Below are 12,692 nucleotides of genomic sequence, written 5' to 3' on the forward strand. Positions count from 1 at the left end.
CCCTCATCCATCCACGTCCGAGGAGCCGGCGATGTCCGCTGTTCCCTTCGTCCGCGCCCCGCGGACCACGCTCCCCCCTGAGGAGCCGCTGATTCCCCAGCGCCGGGGAGGCACGGCGGGCTACTGGCTGTACCTCGTGCCGGGTCTCGTTCTGGCCGCCGTGATCGTGGTCATCCCGCTGATCTGGAACGTCTATCTGAGCTTCACCGACTGGCGGGGTATCCGGCCGCCGGAGTTCATCGGTCTGGAGAACTGGATCGAGCTGATGGGCGACGCCAAGTTCTGGACGTCGTTCGGCAACAGCATCTGGATGATCATCGCGATGGTCGTCTTCCCGACGGTCATCGGGCTCGTCCTCGCCGCCCTCCTGTTCGATGTGATCGGCCGCAAGTTCGGCGGGCGGTTGGCGAGCTTCCTCCGCGCCACCTACTACCTTCCGCAGATCCTCCCCGCCGCCATCGCCGGCATCGTCATCGGCTGGATCCTGCGCCCGCAGGACGGCGCGCTGAACACTCTCCTCGAGAACGTCGGGCTCGGCTTCCTCGCCCACAACTGGCTGGGTTCGCCCGACACGGCGCTCGGGGCGATCATGGTCGTCCTCGTCTGGATCCAGATCGGCTACCCGGTCGTGGTGTTCATGGCCGCTCTCCAGCGCGTGGACCCCGAGCTCTACGAGGCGGCCGAGCTCGACGGCGCGAACTGGTTCCAACGCTTCCGCGCCATCACGGTCAGCATCATCCGCCCGGAGATCTACGTCGTCACCCTCACGTGCACGATCGCCGCGCTGAAGGTGTTCGGCCCCGTGTACGTCCTCACGCGCGGGGGACCGGGCACCTCCACGATCGTCCCCGCGTACTACGCGTACAGCGAGTTCTTCCAGTCGCAGCAGGTGGGCTACGGCGCCACCATCGCCACGGCGCTCACGGTCGTCATCGCGATCGTGTCGATTCTGTTCATCCGCGCGCAGAACAGCGCGGAGCGCAAGGAAAGGGCGGGACTGTGATGGCCGCCACGATGGCCGTGACCACGACCACGACCGCTCCCCCCGCCAAGCCGCGCTCCCCGCGGGCCCGGGCGCGAGGTGGAATGACGAAGAAGCGCGGTGTGGACTGGCTGCTGCTGGCCTTCGCGGTCGTCGCCGCGATCGTCATCATCGCGCCGTTCTACCTGATCGTCATCAACTCGTTCAAGTCGCCCGCCGACTACTCCAACGGCGGGCCGCTCGCGCTCCCGACGGCGCTGAACTTCGACGGCATCGTCGCGTTCTGGGAGCGCGTGAACTTCCCGCAGAAGGTCTGGAACTCCTTCTTCATCGCGGGGATGGTGGCCGTCCTCGCCGTGCTCATCTCGGTGCTGAACGCCTTCGCGATCGGCATCGGGCGCGTCCGCGGACGCGCGTGGATCGTGCTCCTGTTCCTGCTGGCCAACCTGCTGCCGCAGGAAGCGCTGCTGTACCCGCTGTACTACATGTTCCGCGAAGTGGGCCTGTACAACAACGTGTGGTCGGTGATCATCGTCTTCACCGTCATCCAGGCCGCGTTCGGCACGTACCTGTTGTCGTCGGTGTACGGCACGTTCCCCAAGGAGGTGCTCGAGGCCGCCTCGATCGACGGCGCCAGCCGGTGGCAGATCCTCTGGCGCGTCATCATCCCGATCAGCCGCCCCACGCTCTCGGTGCTGCTCATCTTCTTCTTCATCTGGACCTGGAACGAATTCCTCATCCCGCTCACGTTCCTCGTCTCCAACGAGAACCAGACCGTGCCGGTCGCGATCGCCGTCCTCCAGGGCGACCGACTCATGGATGTCACGACCACGAGCGCCTCGGCCCTTCTCGGCCTCATCCCCACCCTCCTTTTCTTCCTCATCTTCCAGCGCACCCTCACGCGCGGCATCACCGCAGGAGCAGTCAAGTAATGAAGTTCACCGATGGTTTCTGGCAGCTGCGACCCGGCGTCACCGCCCTGTACGGTCAGGAGGCGTACGACATCCGCGAGACGCAGACGGTCGACGGTCCGGGCATTCGCGTTATCGCCCCGACGAAGGTCATCGAACGCCGCGGCGACACCCTCAACCGGCCGGTCCTCACCGTGACCCTCTCCTCGCCGCTGGCGGGCGTGGTGCGCGTGCGGGTGGAGCATCACACCGGCAGCGGCCGGGGGCTGTCGTTCGCCCTGCCGGGCGCGGCGGGGAACGCGGCATCCGTCGAGGTGGATGCGGCGGGCGCGAGCCTGCGCACGGGTGACCTGACGGCGGAGGTCTCCTCCGGCGCACCGTGGTCGCTGTCGTTCGCCTCGGCCGGGCGCCCCCTCACCGCGAGCGGACCCAAGGGGCAGGGCTACATCACCCTCACCGACGACGCCCAGGTCGACCCGGGAATCGTGGGGAACGCCCGCGCCGGCACTCCGGCCGGCCGCCCCCGCGCTTTCGTGCACGAGCAGCTCGAGCTCGGCGTGGGCGAGCTCATCTACGGTCTGGGCGAACGCTTCGGCCCCCTCGTGAAGAACGGCCAGAGCGTCGACATCTGGAACGCCGACGGGGGAACCTCCAGCGAACAGGCGTACAAGAACGTGCCGTTCTACCTCTCCAACCGCGGCTACGGCGTGCTCGTGAACGACCCCGGTCACGTCTCCTTCGAGGTGGGATCCGAAGCGGTCGAGCGCGTGCAGTTCTCGGTGCCGGGCGAGGCTCTGGAGTACTTCGTGATCGACGGGCCCACGCCGAAGGACGTGCTCTCGCGCTACACCGCCCTCACCGGCCGCCCTCCGGTGGTGCCGGCCTGGTCGTACGGGCTGTGGCTGTCCACGAGCTTCACCACCGACTACGACGAGGCCACGGTGACGTCCTTCCTCGACGAGATGGCTCGACGCGAGCTGCCCCTCTCCGTGTTCCACTTCGACTGCTTCTGGATGCGCGAATTCCAGTGGACCGACTTCGAGTGGGACGAACGCGTCTTCCCCGACCCCGACGGGATGCTGCAGCGTCTGCACGACCGCGATCTGCGGGTGTGCGTGTGGATCAACCCGTACATCGCACAGGCGGCGCCCCTGTTCGCCGAGGCCGCCGAGCAGGGCTTCCTCGTGAAGCGCCCCGACGGGTCGGTGTGGCAGTGGGATCTGTGGCAGGCCGGCATGGGGCTCGTCGACTTCACCAACCCCGATGCCACGGCCTGGTACCAGGACAAGCTTCGCGCCCTGGTCGCGCAGGGCGTCGACTGCTTCAAGACCGACTTCGGCGAGCGCATCCCCACCGACGTCGTGTACGCCGACGGCAGCGCCCCGGACCGCATGCACAACCTCTACACGCACCTGTACAACAAGGCCGTCTTCGATGTGCTCGAGGAGACCCGCGGCGAGGGCGAGGCGGTGCTGTTCGCCCGCTCGGCCACGGCCGGCGGTCAGACGATGCCCGTGCACTGGGGCGGCGACTCCACCTCGACGTTCGTCTCCATGGCCGAGACCCTCCGGGGCGGTCTGTCGCTGGCGATGAGCGGGTTCGCCCACTGGAGCCACGACATCGGCGGTTTCGAGGGCACCCCGGATGCGGCGGTTTTCAAGCGCTGGACCGCGTTCGGGCTGCTCGGCACCCACAGCCGGTTCCATGGCTCGGAGTCGTACCGCGTCCCGTGGCAGTTCGATGAAGAGGCCGTCGATGTCACCCGCACCTTCACACAGCTGAAGATGCGCCTCATGCCGTACCTGTACCAGGCCGGCATCCAGGCGGCAGAAACCGGTGTGCCGGTCTTGCGGCCGATGGCGCTGGAGTTTCCGGATGACCCGGCCGCGGCGCACCTGGACCGGCAGTACATGCTGGGGGCCGACCTCCTGGTCGCGCCGGTCTTCTCCGCCGAGGGCCAGGTGGAGTTCTATCTCCCCGCGGGGGAGTGGACGCACCTCCTCACCGGAGAGACCGTGACCGGCGGCACGTGGCGCCGCGAACGCCACGGGTTCGACAGCCTTCCGCTGTATGTCCGGCCCGGCACCGTGCTGCCGTGGGGCGCGCGCACCGATCGTCCCGACTACGACTACCTCGACGGCCTCACGCTCCGGGTGTTCCCGGGCGGGGAGGGCGCCACCGACGTGCGGATCACCGCCCCCGACGGACGCACCGCCGTCCTGTCCGCCGATCGTTCGGAGGTCACCCGATGACCATGACCGTCCCCGCTGGCGCCACCGACTATCGCGACAGCGGCCTCGTCTTCCCCGAAGGGTTCACCTTCGGCTCGGCGACGGCCTCCTACCAGGTGGAAGGAGCCGCCCGCGAGGACGGCCGCGGCCCGTCGATCTGGGACACGTTCAGCAAGACGCCGGGCAAGGTGTGGCACGGCGACACGGGCGACGTGGCGTGCGATCACTATCACCGGTGGGAACCCGACCTCGACCTGATGTCGGACCTGGGTCTCGGTGCGTACCGCTTCTCGATCGCCTGGCCCCGGATCATGCCCACCGGAAGGGGGCCCGTGAACCAGGCCGGCCTGGACTTCTACTCGCGCCTCGTGGACGGGCTCCTCGAGCGCGGCATCCGTCCTGTCGCAACGCTCTACCACTGGGACCTGCCGCAGGCCCTCGAGGATGCCGGCGGCTGGGCGGCCCGCGCGACCGTCGACGCGTTCGAACGCTATGCCGAAGTCGTCGGCGCGGCGCTGGGCGACCGCATCCACACCTGGACCACCCTCAACGAGCCCTGGTGCTCGGCGTACCTCGGGTACGGCCAGGGCGGGCATGCGCCCGGGCGGCGGGAGCCGGCAGCGGCGCTGGCCGCGGTGCACCACCTCAACCTCGCGCACGGGCGCGCCGTGCAGGCGCTGCGGGCGACGTCCACCGGCGACCCCGAGTACTCGGTGACCTTGAACTTCCACGTCGCGCGCGGGCGCGGCGACGGTGGCGCGGAGGCGGTGCGCCGGGTCGAGGCGCTGGCCAACCGCGCGTTCACCGGCCCCATGCTGCGCGGCGAGTACCCCGCCGACCTGCTGGAGGACACCGCATCCGTCACCGACTGGGCGTTCGTCAAGGATGGCGACCTGGAGTCCATCCACCAGCCGATCGACGTTCTCGGCGTCAACTACTACTCCACCGTCACCGTGCAGATGTGGGACGGGGTGTCGCCTCAGCAGCACAACGACGGCCACAAGGCCGCCGGTGGCGGCACGGCGTGGCCCGGCAGTGACGGCGTCGTGGAGTTCCTGGAGCAGCCGGGGCCGTACACCTCCATGGGATGGAACATCGCCCCCGAGGGACTCGAGGAGCTGCTGGTCTCGCTGGGCGACCAGTTCCCCGGGCAGCCGCTCATGGTCACCGAGAACGGCGCCGCGTTCGACGACGTCGTCGCGGAGGACGGCTCCGTGCCCGATCCCGAACGCGTCGATTACCTGCGTCGCCACTTCACCGCCGCGCACCGGGCGATCGAGAAGGGCGTGGATCTGCGCGGCTACTTCGTGTGGTCGCTCATGGACAATTTCGAGTGGGGCTACGGGTACTCCAAGCGGTTCGGGATCGTGCGCGTCGACTTCGACACGCTCGAACGCACCGTGAAGGAGAGCGGCCGTTGGTACGGCGAACTCGCGCGCACCGGGGTTCTCCCCGCCTGAGCGCGCTCTGGCAGACTCGGCACCTGTGAAGCTGCGGATCGTCGCGTCTGGCCGGTCAGAAGGACGCGGATGCGTGGCTCGCGGGGTTGGCGGAGCCCGGTGCCCCAGACAGGCGTACCCTGTCGGGGTGACCGAACTGCGCTTCACTGACGAGAAAGACGCCTCGCGCTACACGCTGCACTGCGGCGACGATCTCGTGAGCGTGCTGGAGTACCGCGACGACGGTCGCTCTGTCGCGATGACCCGCGCGTACACGATCCCGACGTTCCGTGGGCACGGCTACGCGGGAGAGTTGGTCGACCGTGCCGTGGCACAACTGGAAGCCGCGGGCGACCGCGAGGTGATCCCGGTGTGCTGGTACGTCGAGGAGTGGTTCGACGCGAACCCCGACCGCGCCGGGATCCTGCGCGCACGCCACTCCGCCTGACAGGGCGCTCGGCCGCGAAGTCGTCGCAGCCGGCCCGTCAAGCCCCTGCGTCCGGTCGGGGTGAGGCGGGAGGGTGGAACGCGACGGAAGGAATGTGCCATGGATGATCGCGATCTGCCCGAGGGTGTCATCAACGCCGACCCGCCCGGCGGGTGGGAAAGCGGGGCCGCCGCAGACGGCGAGACGGCGAGACGGAACCAGGACGCCCAGGGTTCGTCGGAGCTGACCGACCCCGGCCTCGACCCGCACGGATCCAACGGCGCGACCGATACCGGCGCCGATGCGCCGGTCGAGAGCGACGTGCCCACCCAGGTCGCCGACCCCGACCTGTCCACCGATGAGGAGAGCTGACGATGTCGGGTACTGCCAACGAGTTCGACGAGCCGGGCGGGAACTATCCCGACCGCAATGACGAGTCGCCGATCGAGCCGGCGGGCGACGAGGATCGCGGGGGCGAGGACGCCACCATCCAGCACGGCGAGGCGCCCTCGACCGTGCAGGGCGGCGCCGTGGCGCCCGATGCTCAGGCGCCGACGGCGGGCTCGGGATCCAGCGACACGCAGGATGCCCCGGCGATGGACATGCACGATGCCTCGGACGAGGAGCGGGTGAACGGGATCGTCGCGCAGACCCGTGCCGACGTGGGTGACGCCCCGCAGGAGCGCATCGCCGAGGTTCTGCGCCAGCGCTTCTCCGAGACCGGGACCGACGTCGGGGAGGACCGCATCCGAGCGCTCGCGGCGGAGATCGCGCAGCGCTGACCTTCCGGCGGCGCCGCGCCAGGGATCGCGGCTCGCGGAAGGATGCCGAGTCGTCTGCACAAAAGGGAGGGCCGCACCGGATGTCCGGTGCGGCCCTCCCTTTGTGCGGGGTCAGGCGGTGCGGCGTCGCAGGAGCCGCAGGGCCGCGCCTCCGCCGAGGAGCAGCAACGCGATCCCGGCGAGAGCGACGGGTACCTCAGCACCCGTGGCCGGAAGCACCGCCGGCCCGGGGAAGTAGCCGAAGCCGCCTGCCAGGGAGCCGGTGCCGCATGTGCCGCCGCCGACCACGCTGACGGTCACCGCACCGGTGGTCGTCCGCGCCGGTGCCGTCGCGCGGATCTCCGTGTCGCTGATGACCGTGAAGCTCGGCGACGCGGTGCCACCGAAGAGCACGGCCGTAGCTCCCGTGAAGCACGAGCCGGTGATGGTCACCGTGGTGCCGCCGCCGGTCGGGCCGCTCCCCGGCGTGACGGAGTCCACAGCGGTCACCGGCGTGTACGTGAACACGCCCGCCTCACTGCTTCCGGCCGGGCCGGTGACCACGACATCCGCGGTGCCGGGCGTACCCGCCGGAGCGGTGATCCGCAGCTCCGTGTCGCTGACCACGACGAGCCCGGTCCCGGGAGCCCCGTCGAAGGTCACGCCGGTGACGCCCGTGAAGTTCACGCCGGTGATGGTCACCACCGTTCCTCCGGTCTCGGGCCCGGCCGCGGGATCGATCGTCCCGATCACCGGGTCATCGGTGTACTCATAGGCATCGGGAAGCGTGTCGGTCCCGCACGCGTCGGCACCCTCCACGGTGACATCCACGATGCCGGCGCCCGCCGGAACGGTCGCCGTGATCCGGGTGTCGCTGTCGACGGTGAAGGATGTCGCCGGCACGCCGCCGAACGATACCCCCGTGGCGCCGGTGAAGCAGTCGCCCGTGATCACGACCGTGTTCCCGCCGGCGAACGGCCCGCCCGGAGGCGTCACCGCGTCCACCTCGGTGCCCTCGATGTAGGCGAACGACAGCGGCGGCGCGTCGCCGTTGGGGTGCGTCACCACGACGGCGGCGTTCCCCGGGACGTGCGCCGGGCTCGTCACCGTGATCTGCGTGTCGCTGTCGACGGTGAAGACCGTGCCGGGCGCCCCGTCGAAGGTGACGCCGCTCGCACCGGTGAAGCCCTCACCGGTGATGACGACCACCGTGCCGCCGTCCTCGGGTCCCTGGTTCGGCGTGAGCGAGGCGATGCTCGGCACGTTGAGGTACAGGAAGTCGCCGGCATCGACGTCGCCACCGGGGTGCACGACCGTGACCGTCACGGGGCCCGGCGCGTGCGGCGGTGCCACGACCCGGATCTCCGTGTCGCTGACCACCTCGACCGTGCCTGCGGAGATGCCGTCGAAGGTGACATCCGTCGTGCCGGCGAAGCCGGAGCCGATGATCGTCACCGGCGTGCCGCCGGTCTCCGGCCCCTGTGCGGGGTCGAGATCGGTCACGACCGGAGGCAGGAAGTACTCGAATGCGTCGGGCGCTTCCGCCGTGCCGCAATCGCCCGCGCCGACGACGGTCACATCGACCGCGCCTTCGCCCGCTCCGGCGGGGACGACCGCCGTGATCGTCGTGTCGTTCACGACCGTGAAGCTCGTGGCCGCGATGCCGTCGAACTCCACGGCGGTGGCACCCGTGAAGCACGACCCGGTGATCGTCACCGTCGTGCCGCCCGCCACCGGACCGGCGTCGGGGGAGACGGACGAGATGTCCGCGACGGCGAAGTACTCGAAGTCGAACCCTGCCGAGTCGCCGGCGGCGTTCGTCACGATCACGTCGACTCCGCCGGGCGCGTGCGGCGGCGAGACCGCCCTGATCAGCGTGTCACTGATGACCTCGAACTCCGTCGCGTCGATGCCGTCGAAGGTCACGGCCGTCGTCCCGGTGAAGTCGACGCCGGTGATCTCCACCGTCGTGCCACCGGTCTCGGGGCCCCGGTCGGGGTCGATGCCCGTGATGGTGGGGGCGCCGGGGTTGACGTAGGTGAACCCGTCCTCGGTCGTCGCGTTCCCGCACTCGGTCGGGTTGACGATGGTGACGTCGGCGAGACCGGCGGTGCCCGGCGGGGTGGTGACGGTCAGCTGGGTGTCGCTGACGACGTCGAGATCGGTCCCGGCGACACCATCGAAGAGCACCTCGGTCGCACCGGTGAGGCAGACGCCGGTGATCGTGACCACGGTGCCGCCCTCCGTCGTGCCGGAATCGGGAGCAATGGCGGTCACGGCCGTGACGGGGTAGTACTCGAAGACGAGTGACGTGTTCGTACCGTCCGGGCCCGTGACGGCGACCGTCACGACTCCGGGGGCTGCTCCCGCCGGGGTGACCACCGTCAGGCTGGTGTCCGAGTTGACGAGGAGTTCCGTGCCGGGCACTCCGCCGAACGTCACGTCGGTCACGCCCGAGAGGCCGGTTCCCGTGATCGTCACGGGGGTTCCGCCGGTCACCGGCCCGCGCGGCGGATCGATCGCGAGCCCGGCAGGCGGAGCCAGTGCCACGGCGCGCACGGTGGCCGAGGCCAGGCGCAGAGTGATCACGCTCGGACCGAGGTCGGGAGCGATCCGCAGCTGCACCGCGCGCTGCGTGAATGACCCGGCATCCGTCCCGGCGGGGTTGCGGAACGTGCCAGGGTCCTCCTGCACGTTGACGGTGATCTCCACGACCTCATTGACCGCGCCGAGGAGCGGCGCGAGGGCCGTCACGGCCCCGCTCGTGGTGGTGTCGAGATACGCCTCGAATGCCGTGGGGTCAAGGGCCGGCTCGAGGATGGCACCCACCGCGGGCACCAGCGTTGCCGTCACGTAGTCCTCGATCGGGCCGGTGAGAAGGTCGAGGTCGATCGCCGCGGGCAGTCCGGGCGCGGCCACGCTCACCGCGGGCTCCGCGGCCCCGGGGAGGTCGAGGAAGCCGCCCACCGTGCCGTCGATGTCGATCGACAGTTCGCCCAGGGCCACCCCGGCGACGGTGAGGCTGGTCGCGACCCCGATGTCGAGAGACGCGGCGTTCAGCGCGTCCTCGATCGTCGAGGGAAGAATGCCGGTCAGCAGGCCGCTGATCGTCGAGTCGATCGCGGAGATGACCGCGGCATCGCTCAGCAGCACGGTGTTCGGATCGAGACCGTTCAGGCCCTGGAGCTCCTCCAAGTCCAGGATGACGGTGCCGGTGGACAGCACGATCGTCACGCCGTCCTCGGTCAGGGGCGTGGCCGCGGCGGCCGCGAGGGCGGCACCCAGGTCGACGTCCACCTCGACCGTCGGGGTCCCGAGCACGACCGCTCCCGCGAGCAGGTCGCCGAGCTCGTCGGAGACGACCCCGAGCAGCCCGGCCGCGTCCACGTCCAGTGCTTCGACGGCGGCGTCGAGATCTGCGACCTCCGCGGTCAGGCTCGCGTACAGCTCCGCGAGGGCGGGCGACTGCAGGATGAGCTCACCGCTCGCGATCTGGTAGTCGCTGTCGATCGTGGCACCGGTGGTGGTGCGGGTGGCGCTCGCCTCGGCGGCGAGGGCACCCAGCTCGAGCGAGGCGCTGCTGAGGACATCCGCGGCACCCAGGGCCGAGAGCACCGGCGTCAGATCCACCGTCGTGTTCTCACCCGGATCGCCCGAGGCCGCCGCGATTGCGCCGTCGGCTCCGATGAGGCCGGAGGACGCGAAGGCCCCGGTCGCGTCCGTCCGGGCGTACTGATCGACAGCCCCCAGCTCTACGACGTCATTGCCGTCGAAGAGCTGGACGCCGAGCCCGAGGTCCAGAAGTCCGAGCGCAGCCACGTCGAGCGCCTGACTCGACTCCCCACCCGGCGGAAAGGCGTTGTACGGCGCCTCGAGCGTCGCCAGGGCGTCGATGTTCACCGCGCCGCCCGAGCCCGAGAGGAACAATCCCTCCGCCTCCGCGCGATCGCCCGGTGCCGCCAACGCCGGCGTCGCTCCCGCGATGACGAGCGCCGCTGCCAGAGCCGCCGACGTCGACGCGATGGCGCGCCGTCGCCTCCTCGACCCGCCGCGCCGTCCGCTTCCGTCTGTCCGATTCGTTCCCGACACGAACTGCCCCATTCACCGTCGGTCGGACGGCTTGCCCCCTGCCAGTCGTCGCCTTCGGTCCTCGGAACGTAGCGGCCCGGGCGTCCGACACTTTAACCGTTGACACCGGTGGACACGGCACGCCAATATTTTCTGCTCGCGCCGCGTGTCAGGCGGTGGTGAACGCCAGGATGCGCGCTGCCGCGGGCGCCGCATCCCGGATCATCATCTCGTGTCCGCAGTCGGGAATCTCCTCCAGCCGGCCGTCGGGCAGCGTCTCCGCGACGAAGCGGCACCAATCCCGCGGGCAGACCGGATCGTGCGCGCCGCGCAGCACGAGCGTCGGCACTTTCACCCGCGGAAGGGTGTTCTCCGGCCGATGCGCCAGCATCGCCCGGAACTTGCGCCTCAGGTGCGGCCCGGCGCGGACGTACTCGCGGGCGCCGGCGAAGATGACCTTCGGATGCTCGTTCGCCACGTCGCGCAGGAGCCGCCACCCCTGGACGACCAGGTTGCGGGCGCGGCGGTCGACGGTCGGGGCAGCCAGGACGAGGCAGGACACGATGCCGGGGTGGCGGGCGGCCACCTCCAGCGCCACCTGCGAGCCCATCGAGTGTCCGACGATCACGATCCGGCCAGAGACGCGCGCGAGGAGAAAGGCGGCGACGAGGTCCGCCATCCGCTCGATCGTGGGCGTGCGGGTGGGTTCCGGGGCCTCGCCGTAGCCGGGCAGGTCGACCGCGATCACGCGGCCGTGCCGGCGGAGGTGCCGCGCCGCGTCCGCGAAGACAGTACGGCCCATGCCGATCCCGTGCACCAGCACGAACGTCGTCGCCCCGACGCCCTGGGCTTCGGCCACGAGGGTCGACCCAGAAGCGGTGAACGAGCTGACCGACGCCTCATCGCTCAGTTCAGGCTCCACCCCTCGACGCTACTGGCTCTGGATGCCGAGACCCGACGCGCGTACCGTGGCGGCATGTGCCGGAACATCCACACCCTCCACAACTTCGCACCGGCCGCCACCGAGGATGAGATCCACGCCGCGGCTCTGCAGTACGTGCGGAAGATCGCCGGAACGACCAAGCCCTCCCGCGCGAACCAGGAGGCGTTCGACCGGGCAGTGGCCGACATCGCGCATGCCACCGAGCACCTGCTCCACGACCTGGTGGCCGTCGCGCCGCCGAAGGACCGCGACGAGGAAGCCGCGAAGGCGCGTGCCCGCGCGGAGCGCTCCGGCCGGTACGAACCGCGCGTCGCCGCTGCATCCTGACCGGGTGTCGGCGGCGAGCGTCCGGCGTTAAGCGACCGAGCGGGGCCCCTCCGCCACGACGGTGGCGAGGTCGTCTCCGAACGTGTACGTCGCGCTGACCGATCCGCCGCGCAGGACGTCGGGGAGCCACCGTGCCGCGTCGTCCCACATCCGGGCGAACGGAATGCCGTCGACGGGAAACCAGGCCGGCACGATCTCTTCCGTCTCGACCGGCTCGCCCTCCCACCGGCGGCACGTGAAGACATGCGAGCGCTGCGACCAGGCCGGTCGCGCCGGGAAGAGGTAGTCGAGCACTCCGGCCGGCACGAGGTGGGCAGCATCCACCCGCAGCCCCGTCTCCTCCGTGATCTCCCGGACGGCGCCGTCCCGCACGCTCTCGCCGGGCTCCACCTTGCCGCCGATGCCGACGACGCGGCCGAGCCCGAGTCCGCGGCGCTTGTAGCCGAGGAGCACGTCGAGCCCCCCGTCCACGCGATCACGGAGGAGGTAGACGACGCACACGTCGGGCAGATCCACGCCCCGAGGCTAGCCGCGTCGTGTTTCCGTCGTGTGGCGCGCGCGCGTCCCGTCGAGTCGCCAGCATCCGCGGGATTCGGGCGCGAA

General features: G+C 70.3%; 11 protein-coding genes. 8 read left to right on the top strand and 3 right to left on the bottom strand.

Annotated elements, in window-relative coordinates; translation table 11 throughout:
* Window positions 1–31 precede the first annotated feature (31 nt).
* The 7 genes from AC2DGY_RS03235 (at window position 32) to AC2DGY_RS03265 (ending at window position 6,772) form a co-directional block, all read left to right on the top strand.
* The gene (locus AC2DGY_RS03235; RefSeq protein ID WP_484508264.1) at window positions 32–1,003 is read left to right on the top strand and encodes a carbohydrate ABC transporter permease; all 972 of its coding nucleotides are present in this window, start codon (window positions 32–34) and stop codon (window positions 1,001–1,003) included.
* Window positions 1,003–1,914 carry a carbohydrate ABC transporter permease gene (locus tag AC2DGY_RS03240; protein WP_484508265.1) on the top strand — a complete coding sequence of 304 codons (912 nt, stop codon included), beginning with the start codon at window positions 1,003–1,005 and terminating at the stop codon, window positions 1,912–1,914. Before AC2DGY_RS03235 ends, AC2DGY_RS03240 begins: the two co-directional genes overlap by 1 nt.
* Window positions 1,914–4,145, top strand: a complete 2,232-nt coding sequence (yicI, locus tag AC2DGY_RS03245; RefSeq protein WP_484508266.1) for an alpha-xylosidase — start codon at window positions 1,914–1,916, stop codon at window positions 4,143–4,145. Before AC2DGY_RS03240 ends, yicI begins: the two co-directional genes overlap by 1 nt.
* On the top strand, window positions 4,142–5,584 hold the full coding sequence (locus AC2DGY_RS03250) for a GH1 family beta-glucosidase (RefSeq protein WP_484508267.1): 1,443 nt from the start codon (window positions 4,142–4,144) through the stop codon (window positions 5,582–5,584). Before yicI ends, AC2DGY_RS03250 begins: the two co-directional genes overlap by 4 nt.
* A gap of 127 nt (window positions 5,585–5,711) precedes the next feature.
* Window positions 5,712–6,011, top strand: coding sequence for a GNAT family N-acetyltransferase (locus AC2DGY_RS03255; RefSeq protein WP_484508268.1), 300 nt, complete (start codon window positions 5,712–5,714; stop codon window positions 6,009–6,011).
* A gap of 99 nt (window positions 6,012–6,110) precedes the next feature.
* Window positions 6,111–6,362: a hypothetical protein gene (locus AC2DGY_RS03260; protein ID WP_484508269.1), complete on the top strand. Its 252-nt coding sequence runs from the start codon at window positions 6,111–6,113 to the stop codon at window positions 6,360–6,362.
* Between the two features lie 2 nt (window positions 6,363–6,364).
* Window positions 6,365–6,772: a hypothetical protein gene (locus tag AC2DGY_RS03265; protein ID WP_484508270.1), complete on the top strand. Its 408-nt coding sequence runs from the start codon at window positions 6,365–6,367 to the stop codon at window positions 6,770–6,772.
* Between the two features lie 111 nt (window positions 6,773–6,883).
* Here the strand turns inward: AC2DGY_RS03265 and AC2DGY_RS03270 are convergent, their stop codons facing one another.
* Both AC2DGY_RS03270 and AC2DGY_RS03275 read right to left on the bottom strand, forming a co-directional pair.
* A complete protein-coding gene (locus tag AC2DGY_RS03270; protein WP_484508271.1) occupies window positions 6,884–10,852 on the bottom strand; it encodes an IPT/TIG domain-containing protein in 3,969 nt (1,322 codons plus the stop codon).
* A gap of 136 nt (window positions 10,853–10,988) precedes the next feature.
* Complete coding sequence (locus tag AC2DGY_RS03275; RefSeq protein WP_484508272.1) at window positions 10,989–11,741, bottom strand: alpha/beta fold hydrolase; 753 nt, start codon at window positions 11,739–11,741, stop codon at window positions 10,989–10,991.
* A gap of 54 nt (window positions 11,742–11,795) precedes the next feature.
* On the opposite strand from AC2DGY_RS03275, the gene AC2DGY_RS03280 reads away from it, so the two are divergent.
* On the top strand, window positions 11,796–12,089 hold the full coding sequence (locus AC2DGY_RS03280) for a DUF2277 domain-containing protein (protein WP_484508273.1): 294 nt from the start codon (window positions 11,796–11,798) through the stop codon (window positions 12,087–12,089).
* Window positions 12,090–12,116: 27 nt separating this feature from the next.
* Here AC2DGY_RS03280 and AC2DGY_RS03285 read toward each other — a convergent pair whose 3' ends face one another.
* Window positions 12,117–12,605, bottom strand: coding sequence for an 8-oxo-dGTP diphosphatase (locus AC2DGY_RS03285; RefSeq protein WP_484508274.1), 489 nt, complete (start codon window positions 12,603–12,605; stop codon window positions 12,117–12,119).
* Between the last annotated feature and the right edge of the window lie 87 nt (window positions 12,606–12,692).

Source organism: Microbacterium sp. Z6_144 (assembly GCF_057197625.1).